The following is a 19675-nucleotide window of genomic DNA, read 5'->3' as shown; positions in this document are numbered from 1 at the left end:
GGCTTTACTTCTTGGCGACCCAGCCCTTGACGGCCAACGGCCAGAAGCCCATGGCCACGCCCAGCACGCCCATGGCGGCCACATAGTGGGCAGGCGCCATCACATCGGCCTGTTGCCAGACGGACACCAGCATGGGGGTCAAACCACCGAACACGGCATAGGCCATGTTGTAGGAGAAGGACAGACCCGTGAAACGCACCTCGGGCGGGAAGGCGCGCACACCGACGACGGGCAGCAGCGAGATCGCACCCACAAAGAAGCCCACCAGCGCATAGGTCCAGACCAGCGAGATCTCGGTGCCTGGCAGGTTCAGGTAGAACAGATAGGCGGTCACGGCCATGCCGCCCCAGCCCAGCACCATCGCGGCACGCGTGCCCCATTGGTCCGACAGCCAGCCCCAGAACACGCAGCCGATGGTCAAGGTCACGGTCGCTACGGCATTGGCCTTCAGGGCCACCGCTGGGGCAATATGGAACACCTTTTGCAGGTAGGACGGCGTGAACAGAATCACCACCACCACGGCAGTGGACAGTATCCAGGTCATCAGCGCCACGACCACGCTGGCTTCGCGGTGGTCGCGCAGAATGGTCTTCAGCGGCAGTTCGCGGTCCACCTGCTTGCGGGCCTGCATCTCCTGGAAGATGGGGGTCTCATGCAGGAACTTGCGCAGGTACACCGACACCAGGCCAAACACGCCGCCCAGAATGAACGGAATGCGCCAGGCCCAGTCATGGATCTCGGCCGTGCTATAGACGCTGTTGAGCCAGACGCCAATGATCGAGCCCAGGAAAATACCGCCGGTGATGCCGGAGGTCAGCGAGCCAATGGCAAAGCCGTAACGCTTGGCCGGTGCGTGTTCCGCGACAAACACCCAGGCGCCCGGCATCTCACCACCAATCGCAGCGCCTTGCAGCACGCGCATGGCCAGCAGCAGGATGGGAGCGGCCAGACCGATGCTTTCATAGGTGGGCAGCAGGCCGATCACCAAGGTGGGCACCGCCATCAGGAACACCGACAAGGTGAACATCTGCTTGCGGCCCAGGATGTCGCCAAAGTGGGCAATCAGGATGCCGCCAATGGGGCGGGCCAAGTAGCCGGCCGCAAAAATGCCCAGCGTCTGCAGCTGGCGCATCCAGTCAGGCATCGACGCCGGGAAGAACAGCGATCCCAGTACGTTGGCAAAAAATACAAACACCACAAAGTCATAAAACTCCAGGGTGCCGCCCAGGGCCGACAGGCCAAGGGTCTTGTAGTCGTTCCGGTTCAAGGGCCGGTTGGCAGGCGAGGCGGCTTGGGCCCCACCTTGGTCAGCAGTCAGCGAAGTCATGTGTCCTCTACATTCCAGAGCAGGACAGCGCAAAGCGCAGCGCGTTGTGGGCGCATATCAAGGGGTTCGGTGAAACCCGGGATGGCGGGCGTCAGCGCAAGCGAGAGGAGAGATGGACCCATTCGCAGGGAACCACGATGAGCAAAAAAGCGCAGTCAAAAGGTTGGGGAACCATTCTAGGTACTTACCCTTTAAGCTCTGACGGTGTGACGAAAGGTATCCCCCGCTGCTGGGGCATGGCGACGCGGCGTTAGCGAAAGTCAGTGCAGACATTGTTCCGCAAGCAACTGATTTTGGTGGCTTTCACAAAAAATCCAGCGGATTGGTCTTGTTTGGAGAACAATGTCGCGTCCATGACATCGTGAACGGCGATGGATTACATCGCCGATGACAGCGAGATGCACCAGAACGTTGGCAGCGTGCTGACCTTCATGGCCGATTTCTGCCTCCTCGCCCTGCTACCGCATCCGGCGCCCCCTGACGCCAAGCCCGGTGCCATAATCGATAGCAATGCTCTGCGCCGCTTCTGGCTGTCAGCCAGGCGCGGCCACCTCACACCCAACCCCAGGTTTTATGAAACGCCTCTGGCTCCTTTTCGCGCAATCGGTCACCGTCTTGCTGGCCCTGTACTTTATCGTTGCCACCTTGCAACCGGGCTGGCTGCAGCGCAACAACGCAGTACGCAGTAATGCGGGGATTGCCTTGATCGAGGCGCCGCAAAGTGAGGCCAACCGCGCCAGTGTGGCCACCAGCAGCTTTAGCCCTGCCGCCAAAAAGGCCTCGCCTGCCGTGGTCAGCATCAATACCAGCACGGCAGTGCGCCACCCGCGCGCCAATGATCCCTGGTTCCAGTTCTTCTTTGGCGACCAGGGCGTGCAGAACCAGGCGGGCCTGGGCAGCGGCGTGATCGTCAGCCCCGATGGCTATGTGCTCACCAACAACCATGTGGTGGAAGCCGCCGATGACATCGAGGTGACCCTGACCGATGGCCGCAAAGCCAAGGGTACGGTCATAGGCACCGATCCCGAGACGGACCTGGCCATCCTCAAAATCAGCCTGGACAAGCTGCCCGTCATCGTGCTGGGCAATTCGGATTCGGCCGAGGTCGGCGACCAGGTGCTGGCCATTGGCAACCCCTTTGGTGTAGGCCAGACCGTCACCAGCGGCATCATCAGCGCGTTGGGCCGCAGCGAGTTGGGCATCAACACCTTTGAGAACTTCATCCAGACCGATGCAGCCATCAACCCCGGCAACTCGGGCGGCGCGCTGGTCGATGTCAACGGCAATCTGGTCGGCATCAACACCGCCATCTATTCGCGCTCGGGCGGCAGCATGGGCATTGGCTTTGCGATCCCCATCGCGCTGGCCAAGAACGTGCTCGACAGTATCGTGCGCGACGGCAAGGTCACCCGCGGCTGGATTGGCGTGGAGCCCAACGACCTGACACCCGAGCTGGCCGAAACCTTTGGTGTCAAGGCCGACACCGGCGTGATCATCACCGGCGTGCTGCAAAGCGGCCCCGCCGCCAATGCCGGCATCCGCCCGGGTGATGTGATCACCCAGATCGGCGACATGCAGGTTCACCATGTGCAAAGCTTGCTGACCGCCGTGGCTGCCCTTGTACCCGGTACCACGTCTGAAGTACAGCTGCGCCGTGGCGACCAGAGCCTGACCCTGCCGATCACCCCCGGCACGCGCCCGGTCAACAACCGCGCGATGCCTCAAGGCCGGCGTTAGAGCTTTGGCAGGGCGCGTTGGCGGCGCCCTCGCCTTTGGTCCTTCTTGAGCTAGACAAGGAGCTTGGCTATCGAGCCCCACCTCCGCAACTACGCTGCTCCAGCCCTACCAACAACAAAGCCCCGTCTGACCTCAGGTCAGCACGGGGCTTTGGCTTATTTGATGGGCTGGCGGCGATCAGGCGGCTGCGTCAGCGTCGGTCTCTTCTTCCTTCTTGGGCTGGTTGCGCGAGAACCAGGTGGCGCCCAGGATACCGACCTCATACAGAATGCACATGGGCACGGCCAGCGAAATCTGCGACAGCACGTCCGGCGGGGTGACCACGGCCGCGATGACAAAGGACAGCACGATGAAATAGCCCCGGAACGACTTGAGCTTGGCGATCTCCACGATACCCAGGCGCACCAGCAAGATCACCACAATGGGCACCTGGAAGGCCAGGCCAAAGGCCAGGTAGAGCGACAAGATCGCTTCAACATAAGAAGCAATATCGGGTGTGGCCGCCACGCTCGACGGCGTGAAGTGCTGGATAAAGCCAAACATGCGATCAAGCACAAACAGCTGCACAAAGGCAATGCCGGCATAGGCCAGCAGGCTGCCAAAGAAGATCAGCGGCAGCGCAAACTTGCGCTCATGCATGTACAGGCCCGGGGCCACAAAGGCCCAGAGCTGGTACATGATCCAGGGCAAGGCCAGCAAAATCGCTGCCATGCCCAGCACCTTCAGCGGCACGATAAAGGGCGAGAACACGCCCACGGCAATCAGCTTGGCATCAGGCGGCATATGCATCTTGATGGGATGCGCAATAAAGTTCATCAGCCCGTCGGGACCGGGCCAGATGGCCAGCAACACCAGTGCCACCAGCACACCACCAATGCTGTAAAGCAGCCTATCGCGCAGCTCCATCAGGTGCTGCACAAAGGGCTGCTCGGTGCCGGCCAGCTCGTCTTCTTTAGAAGGGGTTTCGGACATGGGGATATCTGTTGCGAATCATGGCCTCGCCTGAGCACAGCGCGTTAGCGCAGGCTGCACGATGGCGGGCCGATGGAAATACCAGTGAGAAAACATGCCAACGCGCGGCTCCCGGAGCGGGCTGCGTTGCGGGCGCCATCACAGGCCAGACGATGGCTTTTTGGGCCGGAAACGTGCCACGCGTGCCGCGCCCGATTGCACATGGGTGCGCACACCCGCTTGGTGCTTGTACCACTGGGGCGTGGCCCCGCGCTTTACGCGCCAGTTCTTGCGCGGGTGGTGGTAGACCGGCGCCACCGTCGATGCCGAGCCACTGTCATAGCTCTCGGCATAGGGATCTGCGGTGTAGAAGCTGTCGTCGCTGCCCGATGAAGCCAAGCCATTGGCCTGGTCGTTGAGGTTTTTCTCGAAATCTGCCGAATTGGTGCGGATGGTGTTTTCCACATCCCGCGCGGCCGACTCGACGTTCTCCTTCATCTTGCGCAGCTCGTCGAGTTCCATCGAGCGGTTGACCTCGGACTTGACGTCGTTGACATAGCGCTGCGCCTTGCCGAGCAAGGTGCCTACCGTGCGCGCAACGCGCGGCAGTTTTTCAGGGCCAATGACGATCAGTGCCACCGCACCGATCAAGGCCATCTTGGAGATACCGAGATCAAACATTCCAACCCCATCGAATGCACAAAAGCGGTTGCTGCGGCTTGCCCGCAGCCCCTGTCATGCGCACATCAGCCCTTGTTCTTGGCTTCGACGTCGATGGTGGAGTTCTTGTCAGCGACGGGCGACTGGCCCACCTGCTGTGCAGTGGTCGTCGCGGGGGCAGCGGGCGAGGCCGAGTCACTGCCGTCCTTGATGCCATCCTTGAAGCCCTTGACGGCACCACCCAGATCGGTGCCGATGTTCTTGAGCTTCTTGGTACCAAATACCAGCACCACGATGAGCAGAACAATCAGCCAATGCCAAACAGAAAAGGAACCCATGAAATTCTCCTAGCGAATATGCGCATTTTAGACGCCTTGGGCATCTAAAGGTTTCGTAATACTGTCACAGGGCGAGGGCTTCCCCCTCTGCCAGCGCAGGGCTCAGCCCTTTTTCCAGGGTCGCGGGCCGCCCAGCAGGTGAATGTGCAGGTGGTGCACTTCCTGGCCGCCCTCTTCGCCGGTGTTGACCATCAGCCGGAAACCACCTTGCGGATAGGGGTTGCAGCCGTTATCCAGCGCCAGTTGTGGCGCCTTGGCCAACATGCGGCCCAGCAGTGGTGCCTGCTCTGCACCCACCTGCGCCATCGATGCAATATGCAACTTGGGCACCATCAACAAATGCACGGGAGCTGCCGGATGGATGTCCTTGAACACCAGCATGTCTTCGTCTTCATAGACCTTGCTCGACGGGATCTGGCCGGCAATGATTTTGCAAAAAAGGCAGTCGGGATCGTGCATAGACTTCTTATCTCTCAAAACATGGGCTCCGCAGGCAGCCCCGTAATAACATGCACGGAGCAAGCAGCAACCGTGCCAACATCCAGTGGATTACACCTTGAAACCAGAACGCACCCCGACATCCGCCCGGTGCTTGGTGAGCCAATTCTCGCCGGAGACACGCCCGCGTTCGCACAGCTCACGCACAAAAGGCGCATCGGAGCGGTTCTTGCTCGACGCACCATAGCTCTTGAGCACGGACCCGCCATCCACATGGTGCATCAGCATGTACTTGTAGCGCTCCCGGTCCAGCTTGCCTTCATCCAAAAGCCGGCGCACAAAGCCCATGGCGCGCAACTCAGCCAGCAAGCTGGCGTTGAAGGTGATCTCATTGATGCGGTCCATGATCTCCTGGACGTTGGTCGGCACCTCGTTGTACTCAATCGGGTTGAGCTGCACCAGCAGCACATCGCTGTTGCCCGTCTGGTAGATCAGGGGGTAGAGCAAGGGGTTGCCGGAGTAGCCGCCATCCCAGTAGTACTGGTCCTTGATCTCGACCGCCTTGTACATCATCGGCAGGCAGGCCGAGGCCATCACCGCATCGGCCGTCAGCCGCTTGCCGCTGAAAACCTCCCCCTTGCCGGTGCGCACATTGGTGGCACAGACAAACACGCGGGGCGCATTGCGGCCCTGCTCATGCTGGAGAAAGTCAAAATCCACCACCTTTTCCAGCAGTCGCCGCAAGGGGTTGATATCGAGGGGGTTGGTCTGGTAGGGCGAGAGCCACTGGCTCATCATGTCCCAGATGGCCTTGCCGGCCATCGGCACGCCCGCCATCAGGCTGCCCATGGTGCCCACGCCTTCCCAGAACTGTTTGAGGGATTCGCGGGCCGACTCGCAGCCCGCATCATGGGCTTTGCGCTTGTCACTCTCTGTCGCGGCCGCCTTGCCGTAGCCATAGGCCATCACCACGGCATTCATGGCCCCAGCGCTGGTGCCACTGATACCTTCGACCCACAGGCTGCGGTCGGCCAGCAAGGCATCGAGCACACCCCAGGTGAAGGCCCCATGCGAGCCGCCGCCCTGCAGGGCCAGGCTGATGGGCGGCGTGTTCTCGTCCACCCCCTTCGAGCGGGGCAGCCGTCTGGGCGCTTCAGTCTCTGCGGGTACCGCTGACTCCGGCACCTCGGGTGCTGGTGTGTGGCTAGCCATCGATGGCCTGGTCTTTGTTCATTGTCACCATGCCACGCACGATGCGGTAGAGGAACCAGATAGAAATGATGGTCCAGGCGATCCAGCCGGGAATGAAGAACAGGATCCACAGCGGTGCCGTGACGACATACAAAATGCCAGCCCAGATGACGCTGCGAATGCGCCACGAGAAGTGGCTTTGCTGCCAGGTGCCCTGCGCATCGCCGCGCTTGACCAGGTCAATGACCAGTGCAATCACCAGCAGCACGATGCTGGCCTGCGCGGTAGGCACTACAGCGGCCACAGCCACAATCAGGTGCAGCAGGTAGCTGACCCAGCCCCAGGTCTTGAGGCTTTCCATCGCGGCAGAATCCACGGTCTTCACGTCGACAACGTCATTCATGCGGAACTCCCTTCTTCAGCTTCACGGTCCTTTACCTTGCGCATCGCCTTCTCTTCCAGGCCGCTGAGGCCCTCGCGGCGTGCCAGTTCGTTCACCACATCGGCGGGGCTCAGGCCATAGTGGGCCAGTGCCACCATCGTATGAAACCACAGATCGGCCACTTCGTACACCAATTTGGAGGCGGGTGCCCCGTGGTCCACATCCTTGGCGGCCATCACCACCTCAGTCGCCTCCTCGCCCACCTTCTTCAAAAAGGCATCCGGGCCTTTGTGCAGCAAGCGGGCCACATAGCTGGCCTCGGGATCGCCGCCATTAGCGGGTTTGCGCGATTCCAGCACCTCGGCCAGACGCATCAAGGCATCGGTAGAGGACATGGCAGCGGGAGAAGAGGTATCGGTCATAACGAAAATATAGCGAAGCAGCCGCCCAGGGCGGCCGAAGAAGACAGTCCTGGGACAGGGCTTATTTGTAGATCGATTCCGGGTCTTTCAAGACCGGATCGACCGCTTGCCACTGGCCATCACGCAACACGCTGTAAAAGCAGCTGTGGCGGCCGGTATGGCAGGCAATGCCCGGCTCGTGCCCGGTCTGCGTCACGCTCAGCAGCACCACATCGTTGTCACAGTCGATGCGGATCTCGTGCACAGTCTGCACATGGCCGGATTCCTCGCCCTTGAACCACAGCTTGCCGCGCGAGCGGCTGAAGTACACCGCACGGCCCAACTCGGCCGTATGGGCCAGCGCCTCGCGGTTCATCCAGGCAAACATCAGCACATCCTTGGAGTGCTGTTCCTGCGCAATGACGGGCACCAGGCCCTGCGCGTCCCATTTCACTTGATCGAGCCAGTTCATGCGGGGAATTGTCTCCCATTCAATGCAGTTATGCGCATTGCAGGGAGAAAACAGCCATAAATGAAACCGGCCCGGTGCAAACCATGCAACCGGGCCAGTCAAGCTGAGGCGAAGAACGATCAGTCTGGGCGACGGCGGCGCTGACGTTGGGGCATGGCCATGCCGGCCAACAGCACCAGCAGCATCGCCATCAAGGCCATGGCCCATGCTGCATTCACCGGCACACGCTGTACATTCGTTGGCGGCGTGTTGGTGAACACCGCCGATGCAGAAGCCTCGCTATTGGCCAACGAAGGATCAAACACATCGCTGCTGGCGCGGGTCGTGATGGTGATGGCAGCAGCCGACGTCGGCGTGAACTTGGTGACGCAGGTGATCGACTCACCCACAGCCAGCGCAGCCACTGGCTGGGTCGGCGTGCACACCGTGACCGCACCTGCAGGCGCGCCACCGACATCGCAGCGGGCATTGCTTGCCGTAGCGGGGCCAGCGTTGCGGCAGACCGAGGTCAGCGTGAACTCCACGCCCACCTTGGCATCGATGGTCGCGGGCATGCTTACCTGCATATCCGCCGCTTGCGTCGGTGTGCTCACCGAGCAGGCCGCACTGCAACTGCCCGGTGCACTGCTGTCCACGATGTTCACCACATTCGGGCTGCTGACCGTGTCCTCCACGCGCACGGTGTACTCAAAAGCCACCGTGCCGGGTGCCTGAGCGCTACCGCCCGGCACCGTCACTGGCCGGCTGCAGGTGCTGCGCGATGCGCCGCAACCCGCCGTCCACCCTTCGTCGGTCCCGACATAGCGCGTTCCCACAGGCACGGTCTCCGTCAGCACCGTCGAGCCCGGCGTGCCGCCCGTGTTGCTGACCAGGACCTGGTAGGTCAGCTTGTCGCCGGGCTTGATCACATAGCCGGCAGGCACGGGCGCGTCATTGACCTTCACCAGCACATTGGTCACCGTCACTGCCGAAGGTGTATTGCCGTTGACGGCCTTGGTGTCGCTGTTGTTGGCGATGTCACTGTCGTAGCTTTCCGTTGCGGCGGTAATACTTGCACTGATCGCACCTTCCGCTGCGGCAAAGGTCGCCGTGCAGCTGATGCTCTCCCCCACCGCCAGATTAGCGTTGGCGCCGCAAGTGGCAGCCATGCTGTTGCCACCGTTGTTCACCGTCATGACACAGCTGGCATTGATGGCATCCACCGGTCCGTTGTTGATGCACTGACCGGTGATGGTCAGGCTTTGGCCCACCACCACGGCGCCAGACGGAATCGAGGTGATCTGCGCTTGCATATCCGCCACCGCATTGACCGTCTCTGCCGTACAGCCACCGGCCGCGCAAGCGGCTGGCACATCGCTGACCACGGTATTGATGATCTTGCCGCTGCTGGTGGCGGGTGCAAGCACTTCCACTGTGAACTGCACGGACTGTTCACCTGGGACCCCCGCGTTTTGCGCTGGCACCGTCACACGCTGCGTGCAAGTGCTGGCTGCCGCGTCGCAGGCATTGGGTGCCAGGCTCCAACCCTGGTCGGGGTTAGAGGCCCCGCCACCGACGAACCTGGTGCCTTCCGGCACGGTTTCGGTCAGTTCCATGGTGCTGGCGGTACCGCCCGCATTGGTCACCCGCAGGTGGTAGGTCAGCGTGTCACCGATCTTGGCTGCATAGTTGTCAGGGACTGCAGCACCGTTGACTTGCGCCAGGGTCTTGGTGATGTTCAGCTCGGCTGGCGTATTGACCTTGACCGTCCTTGTCGCCGTGTTGTTGCCCGGTGTGGCGTCATACAGGTCGTTGCTGGTCGCCACGCTGACCGCATAGTCACCTTCAGCACTTGGCGTGAGCTTGGTGGTGCAGGTGATGCTCTCACCCGATGCCAACGTTGCGACCGGGCTCACAGGCGCGCAGATAGTTTGCGCATTCGCAGGAGCAGTCACCACGCAGGATGCTTGGAGTGCGCTTTGTGGGCCGTTGTTCTTGCACACGCTGGTGTAGACCAGCTCCACACCTGTCGTGCTGATCGAGCCCGGCATCACCGTCACGGTGGCCTGCAGGTCCGCCTGCAGCGTATTGGTAATCACCACACAAGCCGTGCAGCCGCCCAGTTTGGTAGTAGCAGTGTCGACAATGGATGGCGTGCTGCCCGGGGTTGCGACCGTCACGGTGTACTGGACCTTGCCGGCCTCGCCTGCAGCAACAGTCACCGTTTGCGCACATTGCGTGCCCGCTGCCGTGCAACCTGCGCTCCAGCCCTCGCCCGTTCCCGTGTAGCTGGTACCTGCTGGTACGGTCTGGCCCACTTCGGTGCTACCTGCAGTGCCCCCGTTGTTCACCACCGTCATGGTGTAGGTCAGCACATCCCCTGGTTTGGCCAGGTAGCCAGGTGGCACGGCATTGCCGTTGACCAACGTCAGCACATTGGTGGTCACCAGGCTTGCTGCAGTATTGCCCACGGTCGATTTGGTTTCGGTATTGTTGGCTGGATTGGCATCGTAACTTTGCGTCGCTGCGTTAATGACCGCGCTGATGGCCCCCTCAACAGCCGTGAAGGTTGCTGTACAGCTGATGCTTGCATTCACCGCCAGATTCACATTGGCACCGCAGCTTGCCGGGATGCTGTTGCCGCCGTTGTTCACGGTCATCTCACAGCTGGCATTTACAGCGTCGGCGGGGCCCTTGTTGGTACAGACGCCCGTGATGGTCACGCTTTGACCCACCACCACCGCCGCAGCTGGGATGTCGGTGATCTGCGCTTGCATGTCTGCCACTGCGTTGTTGGTCTCCACCGAGCAGCTGGTGCCGGTACAAGCAGCCGCCACATCGCTCAGCACGGTATTGGTGATCTTGCCGTTGCTGGTAGCTGGCGCAATCACTTCAACGGTGAACTCAACCGTCTTCTCACCAGCAGCACCTTCGGCGCTTTGCGCTGGCACATTCACGCTTTGAACGCAGGTGGTACCTGCTGCTTCGCATTTCTGAGGTGCCTCGCTCCAGCCTTGGGTTGGATCGCTGCTGACGCCCACAAACTGGGTGCCCTCTGGCACGGTCTCGGTCAAGACCGTCGTGCCAGATGTACCCCCCGTGTTGGTCACCAGCATCGCATAGGTGAGCTTGTCCCCGATCTTGGCTGCATAGTTCGCTGGCACAGCCGCGCCATTGACTTGCGCCAAGGTCTTGGTGATGTGCAGGTCTGCTGGCGTGTTGACCTTGACAGTGGCATTGGCCGTGTTGTTGCCTGGTGCCGCGTCGTAAAGAGCATTGCTGGTAGCCACGCTCACGGCATAGTCACCGGCCACGCTTGGCGTGAACTTGGTGGTGCAGGTGATGCTGGTGCCAGAAGCCAAGGCTGCAGCTGGGCTGGTTGGCGTGCAGGTGGTTTGGGCGCCAGCTGGTGCTGTCACCACGCAAGATGCATTCAGTGCTGCTTGTGGACCATTGTTCTTGCAAACAGCGGTGTAGACCAACTCAACACCTGTGGTGCTGGTGGTGCCTGGCGTGACCGTCACGCTGGCCTGCATGTCTGCCTGCTGCGTGCCGGTAGTTACCTGGCAAGCCGTGCAGGTGCCCACCGAGCTGGTAGCAGTGTCCACGATAGTCGCAGTCGAGCCTGGGCTTGCCACGGTCACCGTGTACTGCAGCGTGCTGGTCTGGCCTGCGGCAACTGTGACTGGCTGTGCGCATTGGGTACCCGCTGCCGCGCATCCTGCGCCCCAGCCTTGACCGGTACCCGAGTAGGCCGTGCCTGCTGGTACCGTCTGGCCTACTTCAGTAGAGCCAGCGGTACCACCGCTGTTGGTGACGCTGACGGTATAGGTCAGCACATCACCGGGCTTGGCTAAGTAGCCGGCAGGCACCGGACTGCCGTTCACTGCGGTCAAGACATTCGTGGCTGCCAGGCTCGCTGGCGTATTGCCCACCGTGGACTTGGTGTCCGTGTTGTTGGCCGTGTTGCTCTCGTAGCTTTGTGTGCTGGTGTTGATGGTGGCGCTGATCGTGCCCTGCCCGGCGACAAAGGTCGCAGAGCAACTCAGGTTCGTACCCATTGCCAGGTCGGCATTGGCAGCGCAGGTGCCGGCAATGCTGGTGCCGGCATTGTTCACGGCCATGGCGCAACTGGCGTTCACCGCATCGGCGGGGCCGTTGTTGGCACAGGTGCCGGTGATGGTGACGCTTTGGCCCACCACAGCCGAGGCCGGGATGCCAGTGATCTGCGCTTGCATATCAGCCACTGCATTGGCCGTCTCGACTGCGCAGGTACCGGAAGCACACGCGGCAGCCAAGTCGCTCACCACCGTGTTCGTGATCTTGCCATTGCTGGTCGCCGGGGCCAGCACTTCCACGGTGAACTGCACCGTCTGCTGACCGGCCACGCCTTCAGCGCTTAGTGCGGGCACGGTCACGCTTTGCGTGCATGTGCTGGCTGCCGCGCCGCAAGCTTGCGGAGCCTGGCTCCAGCCTTGGCTCAGGTCTGGCGCGTTGCCGCCAACAAACTGGGTGCCCTCCGGCACGGTCTCGGTCAAGACCGTGGTGCCAGCGGTGCCGCCGGTGTTGGTCACCAACATTGCGTACGTCAGTTTGTCGCCGATCTTGGCTGCGTAATTGGCAGGCACAGCAGCGCCGTTGACTTGCGCCAGGCTCTTGACGATACGCAGGGCCGCTGGCGTGTTGACCTTGACGGTCGCCGTTGCGCTGTTGTTGCCGGTTGCAGGGTCGAACAAGGTGTTGCTGGTGGCAACGCTCACGGCGTAGTCACCCACCACACCCGGTGTGAGCTTGGTGGTGCAGGTGATGCTGGAGCCGGAAGCGAGCGTTGCCGCCGGACTGGCAGGTGTACAGGCCGTCGCGGCGCCAGCAGGAGCGCTCACCGTGCATGCGGCGTTCAGGGCCGTTTGCGGGCCATTGTTCTTGCAGATGCTGGTGTAGGTCAGCTCCACACCCGTCGCACTGGTGGTGCCTGGGCTGACCGAGACGCTCGCCTGCATGTCTGCCCGCTGTGTATCGGTGCTGACCTGGCAAGCGGTGCAGGTGCCTACCGAGCTGGTGACGCTATCAACAATCGTTGCCGTGCTGCCTGGGCTGGCCACGGTGACGGTGTACTGCACGGTGCTGGTTTGGTTGGCACCGACTGGCACGGTTTGCGTGCACTGCGTGCCCGCGTCCGTGCAGCCTGCGCTCCAGCCTTGGCCGCTGCCCGTATAGGTTGTACCGGCAGGTACGGTCTGGCCCACGTCGGTGGAGCCTGCCGTGCCACCGCTGTTGACGACGGTCACCGTGTAGGTCAGCACATCGCCGGGCTTGGCCAGGTAGCCGGCTGGCACCGGGCTGCCATTGACCGATGTCAGCACATTGGTGGTTGCCAGGCTTGCCGGTGTGTTGACCGCGAGGCTATGGCTTGCGCAGAAGGTGGTGGCGCTGTTCACACAGGTGGCACCGGGATCCACGCCAGGGGCGCCTGAGCCCGTGGGGTTGGTCGCCGCGTTGTTGACCAAGGTTCCGCCGGCATTTGGCAAAGTGACGGTCAGTTGGACAGTGGCAGATGCACCAGCGGCTACCGGACCCGCCACGGTGCAGGTCAGCAGGGCTGCGGCACTGCTGGGCAGCGTGCCGCAGCTGGCACCGCTGACCGAAGTGGCCACCACGCCTGCTGGCAACTGGTCCTTGATGACCAGGTTGCTGCCGGTAGCGAGCTGGCCACTGTTGCTCAGGGTCAGCGTGTAGACGTAGCTCGAGCCGGTCAGCGCGGTGGCCGCACCGGTCTTGCTCAGGCTGACATTGGCAGGGGTGCTGGATGCGGTGGTCGCGCTGGCACACACCACATTGGCGGCACTGGTACAGGCCGGGCCAGGATCCACACCGGGGTTGCCGCTACCCGATGGATGGGTGGCCGCATAGTTGACGACATTGCCGCCGCCGCTGGGCATGGTCACCGTCAGCTGGATGCTGGCAGTACCGCCATCGGCCGCAACCGGATCGGCCACGGTGCAGCTCAGCAACGCGCCAGCAACGCTGGGCAAGGTGCCGCAGTTGGCACCGGTGACGGCGGTAGCCACCATGCCAGGGGCCAACTGGTCGCGCACCACCAGGTTGGAGGCGGTGGCCGTCTGGCCGCTGTTGCTCAGCGCCAGCGTGTAGACATAGCTGTTGCCAGCCACGGCGGTAGCAGCACCGGATTTGACCAGGCTGACATTGGCTGGTGTCTTCACAGCCACCGCCCCTGTGGTCGGATCGCATGCTTCCGTCGTAGCGGCAGCGGTACAGCTGGGGTCACCACCACCGCCCAGGTTGGCGGTGTTGGCAGCGCCCGTGCTGGTGGCCGACGGAGCGACAGAGACGGGAATGGTCACGACATAGATGCCGTTGGCCAAGCCGCTGGCCAGTTGGCATGCGCCAATGGTGCTGCCGCTGGTGCTGCAACCGCTCAATGTGGCACCGCCACTGACGGTGGGCACGCCGGACAGCGTCACCCCGGTGGGCAGGCTGTCGGCAATGCTGATGGCGGCGGTGGTGGGACCATTGGCCACAGCAATGGTGATGCGGTAGCTCTGGCCGCTGGCACCGGCGACAAAGCTGCTAGGCGATGCGGCCTTGGTCACGCTGAGCTTGGGGTAGACCGGGGTGTTGGTGAATGTGCAGCTGATGTCATCGCCGGCTTGGGGCACTACGGTGATGGAGGTACCGGTGCCCGATCCCACGCTGCTGCCACCCGCAGTGGCATTGGTACAGCTGTAGGTCGTGGTGTAGCGGGCCAGATTGGTGGCAGGCGTGCCGGCAGCGGTTTCGGCCAGCAGGTAGCTGGTGCCTGCCGTCGCAGTGGTCGGGCCTGCCGACGCCGTGGTTTGCGTACCGGTGGTCGTCGCACTGGGGCCACCGTTGTTGATGCCGACCGTGAACTGGTCGGTGCTCAGAATGCGGCCCGACACGACGGTGTTCACCGTCAGCTTGGGCGCGATGGCGGTGTTGCTGAAGCTGCAGCTGATGTTGTCGCCGGCCTGGGGCACCAGGCTGAAGCTGGTGCCCGTGCCCGACGGCATCACGGTACCTGCAACGCCGGCATTGCTACAGCTGTAGCTGCTGGTATAGCGCGACAGATTGGCGCCCGCCAGCACGGACTCGCTCAGGGTGTAGCTGGTGCCGGCGGTCGCTGTGAAAGCAGTGGTGCTAGCCGTCGTGCTGGTGCCCGTGGTGGACGCCGAGGGTCCACCATTGCTGATGGCCACCGTGAATTGGTCAGACGCCAAAGCCCGCGAAACAATCGATTTGGCCAGCGTCAGCCGGGGCGCAATCGGCGTGTTCGTGAACGTACAGGTGATCGCATCACCTGCCTGCGGCGTCAGCGTCAGCGTCGTGCCGGTGCCCGGCGCTACCGAGGTGCCGCCAGCCGTGGCATTCGTACAGGCGTAGCTGGTGGTGTAGCGCGCCAGGTTGGTCGTGCCCGCAGCGGTCTCGCTCAAGGCGTAGCTGGTGCCCGGCGTCGCCGCAAAACCGGCAGTACTCGCACTGGTAGCGGTGCCCGCCGTCGTCGCACTGGGGCCACCGTTGCTGATGCCGACGCTGAACTGGTCGGTGCTGGCGGCGCGTGCATTGACGCTGGAGACCACCGTCAACGTGGCCGAAGGCACCACCGGAACGGAGTCGGTGGCACAGCCTGCGGTAGGCGTGTTGAGCGCCGTGCAGGCGGCGACGGTGGTGCTGGTGGGGTAGCTGCTGGTGCTGGGGTCGGTATTGTCGGTACCCACTTGCGCCTTGTTGACCAAGGTGGTGCTGGTCGTGGCCGAGACCGTCGCCGTCACCGCGATACTGGCCGACGCATTGGCGGCCAAGGCACCCGCGGTGTTGTTGCAGGTCAGCACATTGCTGTCGGCGCCGGAGCCCATTGCACAGCTAAAAATACCTTGCGTCGCAGCGACCGTGACATTGCTGAGCCCGGCAGGGAACACATCCACCACCCGCACGGTATTGGTCAGGGCTTCCGCGCCCGTGTTGGCAACCGTCAGCGTGAAGGCCACCGCCGCCCCAGGCGCCTTGGATTGCGGATCGGCATGGGTCTTGGTCAGCCGCAGCGTCGGCGGCGTCTGTGCCGTGTTCAGGTCAATCGCGCAACCCGCCGGAATGCTGTTGTTGGTACAGGCATTGACCTGGTCTGCGGTGGGCGCAGCAGTAGCCAGCGTGGCATCACCACCGCCCCCGACGCGCGCCTTGTTCATGTACTGGCTGCCGCTGGTCATCGCGCCCGCATTCGCAAGCAGGCTGAACTGGCTCACACCACCGGCTGCAATCGGCGTGGCAGATGCACAGCTCACCTCGGTGGCGCTCACGCGCGTACAGATCCAGTCCGCCGCATTCGCGCCGGTCTTGGTCAACGTTGCGGGCCAGTTCATCGGGCCCGGCAGCACATCGCGGAAGTTGATGGTGCCCACCGATGCGGTATCGCCGGTGTTGCTGACGCGGAATGCATACGTGGTTGTGCCGCCGACGTAGATGCCGAAACGGCCATCGTCCTTGGTCAGGGACAGCTGAACGCGCTTGACCGCATCGGTGTCGGCCGCGCAGCCTGTGGCGATTTCCGAGGCGATTGCAGGAGAGCAGCTTTGTGTGGACGCAACTGTCGGCGCGTTGGGCTTGCTCGAATCGCTGCCACCGCCAACGCTGGCAAGGTTGACCAACGCGCTGGGTGCCGTGCTAGCAATCGACACCGGCAGCGAGATGGCGGCACTGGAGCCCGCAGCGATCGCCGAACTGGTACTGCAGCTGACACTGTTGCTCGACGAGGTGTAGCTGCAGCTGAACAGCCCGCTGGTAAAGCTTGTCGCGCCGGTGTAGGCCATGCCGGTGGGCAGTGCATTCACCACGGTGACGGTGCCGGCCGTGGGTGCATTGCCCACGTTGTTAACCGTCAGCGTATAGGTTGTGGTGCCGCCTGCCAGCACCACGTCGGTGTTGTCGGTATTGGTCAAGCTCAGCAAAGGCGAGTTCACTGCATCCACATCCAGCGCGCAGCCTGCGGGTGACTGGTTGCTGGTACAGGCATCCACGGCAGCTTCGGTGGGCGCCGTGCTGTTGAGCGGATCGCCTCCACCGCCGATCTTGGCCTTGTTAGTGGCAGTTGGGCCCGTCGCCGACAGCAGACCGATATTGACAGTCACCCCGAACACACTGCTGCCTGCAGCGGGAATCGCGCTGGCGCTGGTACAGGTGATCAGGCGCGATCCTGCAGCGCCCGAGCAGCTCCAGTTGGCCGCATTGGCGCCCGTCAACGGCAGGGAGCCAGCGGGAATGGTCACACCCTGCGGCAGTTTGTCCACGATGGTGATCGTGCCTGTGGTGGGGGACGCGCCGACATTGCTGGCCGTCAGCGTGTACGTGGTCTGCCCGCCTGCATTGACGATATTGACGCCATTGCTCTTGGTCAGGCGCAGGTCAACCGCGCAAGAGGCGCCCGGCAAGGTGCCAGGAACGTTCGGCGACTGGAACGAAGCGATACCCCCTTGGTTGCCAAAGGCGCCGTAGTTGTCGGTGGTGCCGTTGGTGGTGTAGCCGGGTGTACCGCCATTGATCGTGGTAGTGACCGACATGCTGGACGGAGAAAAGGCGATGAAGCCGCCACCGCCGCCGCCGCCAGGGCCATGGCGGTTGGCTGCATTGGTCTGGTTGCCCGCCCAGGCGTTGCCGCCGTCCCCGCCGCTGGCATCAATCACGGCAGATCCGCCTTCGACCGAGTGGATGATGACCGAGCCACCCGCACCGCCGCCGCCGGCGGCATCGTTTTGCACGTTGTAGCCATTGGCACCACGCACATCGATCACACCAGTGCCGGTAACACTCTGCGCACGCAAGATGACGATGCCGCCGCCGGAAGCGCCGGAAGAGCAGCGCCCCCCCGTGTCGGCGCAAGCAATGCCGTTGTTGCCATAGGCATTGTTATCGGCAGTGCCGTCATTGGTGCCACCCGCACCGCCACCGCCCCCGAGGAAAATGCGGTTGAAAGCGGTAGTGCCCACGTAGCCACCGCCGCCTCGGCCACCGCTGTCGACCAGCGGGTAGTTCCAGGGCCGTCCGCCCACGCCACCGGCGGCATAGTTACCGCCGCCACCGCCGCCCGAGTTGTACTGGTTGTTGTTGGTACCAGCCGGAGCACCATCGGCTCCGCCACCACCGGCATTGCCGGGGGCGCCTCGTGCACGTGATCCGCCGGGATAGCCTTCGGCAGTGTTATCCACCGAACCAATCCCCCCCGAAGCCACTGCATTGACCAGCTTGGAGCCATAAGCCGTGACCTTGTTGGCCAGATACCGCGGAGTGCCGGCAATGCCCTCGCCTTTGCCACCGCCACCGCCTGCGGTGCTGTAGTCACCCATCCAGTCATCGCGCGAGCCACGGTTGGAGCCATTGCTGCCTACGGCGCCGCGAAAGCCTTTGCCAGCGAGGAAGATTGCACGGTTGGCCTGGTTTTCCACCGTTGCGCCATTGAGCGTCAGGACATCACGGACATCAATGGCCACCACGCCGCCGGTAGAGCCGTTCCATGGCGGCGCGGTCACACCGCTGACAGTCGCACTGGTGTACTGTGGCACGCGCACGATCTGGTAAGTCTTCTGGCCGGATGTGCTGGTTGCGGCCGCATTGCGATAGGTGTTGGTCAATGCGGGTGAGAAAGTCACCACCCCTGCAGACACCGAGACTACGCGGACAAATTCATAAAGACCTGTACTGCCGACACTGGTCGAACCCTGGCCGCCACTGCCCCCGCTGCCATAGGCACTGGAATTGACCGCATTGATACTCGCATCCTGCATCTGGATGACCAGCAGCAAATCATTGGCGGCCAAGGTTTTGTTGGCGGCACCGGTTCGCTGCGTGCCCAGGCTGACGCTGCTGCTGCCGGCGGCCAGGGTCGATGCGCCAGCGCCAGGGAAGTAATCATTCACCACCCCACTCGCCGCTCCTGCGCCATCGTTGCCGGGTGCTGCGCACATCTGGGCCCAGACACCCAGTGGCAACAGAAGCAATGCCACCAACAGCACTGCACGTGCTTGCAACCAACGAAAAGCAGACAGGCAGGACCATCCCTGCGTAACGCATATCCCGAACACCGACATAGCCGACAACTCCCAGACCTTTTACGGCGCCGCCAGATACATCAAGCGACACTTTTCATAGTTCTATTGCAATTGCCGACGGTCTTGATATGCAAATCTTCCCAGACAACCGAAACAAACTGTGACCAATTAAAGATAGATCGGGTTTATAGCATCTTGCGTTTAATGAGTGTGTGTCAACTTTAGAAACATTGTCAAATATTGCAAATCATGATTGGTGATCAGCAAAATCAATCATTTCTATAGAATTACACATCACTAATGACGCGCCGACTACAAGCAGTCGGCGGCGCTGATCGATGTGTGGTGATAGATAGGCGCGGGAAAGGACCCGGTGTGATGGCATGCCGCGCGTGGCAGGACGGCGCTAGTCCCCGCCACGCAGGAAAAAACACACAGGAAAAACCAAGAGCCCCGAGGGCGCAGATGTCAGCCGCGCATCGTCGGTCAGCGCAGATGCGTTTGGAGAGCGTAGATTGCCGCTGCCGGTAAAGCCCACGCTTTCAAGCAAGGCGGCTGCGTCGGCGAGCGCCATGGAAGGGGGCCAACGAGGCCTATGGCAAGCACGCCACCCCTGGCCTGAGTTCTCTCACAGGCCGGTTCGTCCCTACCAGCGCCCGGAGGAAAGCCATGTGCTGCAGCGCGCCAATGGCGCTGCGGCGCTGCATCGGCCGGACGCTGAACC

11 protein-coding genes are annotated in these 19675 nt (G+C 62.5%); 1 reads left to right on the top strand and 10 read right to left on the bottom strand.

The window, feature by feature from the left end; all coding sequences use genetic code 11:
• Positions 1 to 4: 4 nt before the first annotated feature.
• Positions 5 to 1327, bottom strand: a complete 1323-nt coding sequence (locus tag LPW39_RS00990; RefSeq protein WP_230770574.1) for an MFS transporter — start codon at positions 1325 to 1327, stop codon at positions 5 to 7.
• Between the two features lie 573 nt (positions 1328 to 1900).
• Here LPW39_RS00990 and LPW39_RS00985 point away from each other — a divergent pair.
• Positions 1901 to 3064: a trypsin-like peptidase domain-containing protein gene (locus LPW39_RS00985; RefSeq protein ID WP_230770572.1), complete on the top strand. Its 1164-nt coding sequence runs from the start codon at positions 1901 to 1903 to the stop codon at positions 3062 to 3064.
• Positions 3065 to 3241: 177 nt separating this feature from the next.
• Here the strand turns inward: LPW39_RS00985 and tatC are convergent, their stop codons facing one another.
• The 9 genes from tatC to LPW39_RS00940 all read right to left on the bottom strand — a co-directional run bounded on the left by tatC (position 3242) and on the right by LPW39_RS00940 (position 18906).
• On the bottom strand, positions 3242 to 4036 hold the full coding sequence (tatC, locus tag LPW39_RS00980) for a twin-arginine translocase subunit TatC (RefSeq protein ID WP_230770571.1): 795 nt from the start codon (positions 4034 to 4036) through the stop codon (positions 3242 to 3244).
• A gap of 138 nt (positions 4037 to 4174) precedes the next feature.
• On the bottom strand, positions 4175 to 4696 hold the full coding sequence (gene tatB / locus LPW39_RS00975) for a Sec-independent protein translocase protein TatB (protein ID WP_230770570.1): 522 nt from the start codon (positions 4694 to 4696) through the stop codon (positions 4175 to 4177).
• A 65-nt stretch (positions 4697 to 4761) separates the two neighbouring features.
• Entirely contained in the window at positions 4762 to 5013 is a 252-nt protein-coding gene (tatA, locus tag LPW39_RS00970; RefSeq protein WP_230770569.1) for a Sec-independent protein translocase subunit TatA, read from the bottom strand.
• A 102-nt stretch (positions 5014 to 5115) separates the two neighbouring features.
• On the bottom strand, positions 5116 to 5472 hold the full coding sequence (locus LPW39_RS00965) for a histidine triad nucleotide-binding protein (RefSeq protein WP_133856863.1): 357 nt from the start codon (positions 5470 to 5472) through the stop codon (positions 5116 to 5118).
• A 90-nt stretch (positions 5473 to 5562) separates the two neighbouring features.
• Positions 5563 to 6573: a patatin-like phospholipase family protein gene (locus LPW39_RS00960; protein ID WP_230770568.1), complete on the bottom strand. Its 1011-nt coding sequence runs from the start codon at positions 6571 to 6573 to the stop codon at positions 5563 to 5565.
• An 82-nt stretch (positions 6574 to 6655) separates the two neighbouring features.
• A complete protein-coding gene (locus LPW39_RS00955; protein ID WP_230770566.1) occupies positions 6656 to 7045 on the bottom strand; it encodes a DUF4870 family protein in 390 nt (129 codons plus the stop codon).
• Positions 7042 to 7446, bottom strand: coding sequence for a phosphoribosyl-ATP diphosphatase (locus LPW39_RS00950; protein ID WP_230770564.1), 405 nt, complete (start codon positions 7444 to 7446; stop codon positions 7042 to 7044). The genes LPW39_RS00955 and LPW39_RS00950 overlap by 4 nt, the downstream gene beginning before the upstream one ends.
• A gap of 61 nt (positions 7447 to 7507) precedes the next feature.
• The gene (gene hisI / locus LPW39_RS00945) at positions 7508 to 7906 is read right to left on the bottom strand and encodes a phosphoribosyl-AMP cyclohydrolase (RefSeq protein WP_192816996.1); all 399 of its coding nucleotides are present in this window, start codon (positions 7904 to 7906) and stop codon (positions 7508 to 7510) included.
• A 110-nt stretch (positions 7907 to 8016) separates the two neighbouring features.
• On the bottom strand, positions 8017 to 18906 hold the full coding sequence (locus LPW39_RS00940; protein ID WP_330166581.1) for a beta strand repeat-containing protein: 10890 nt from the start codon (positions 18904 to 18906) through the stop codon (positions 8017 to 8019).
• Positions 18907 to 19675: the final 769 nt, after the last annotated feature.

It is taken from the genome of Comamonas koreensis (assembly GCF_021026195.1).
Lineage (GTDB): Bacteria > Pseudomonadota > Gammaproteobacteria > Burkholderiales > Burkholderiaceae_C > Comamonas > Comamonas koreensis.
The sequence above is the reverse complement of the archived record's forward strand: the minus strand, read 5'-3'. Positions and strand labels throughout refer to the sequence as shown.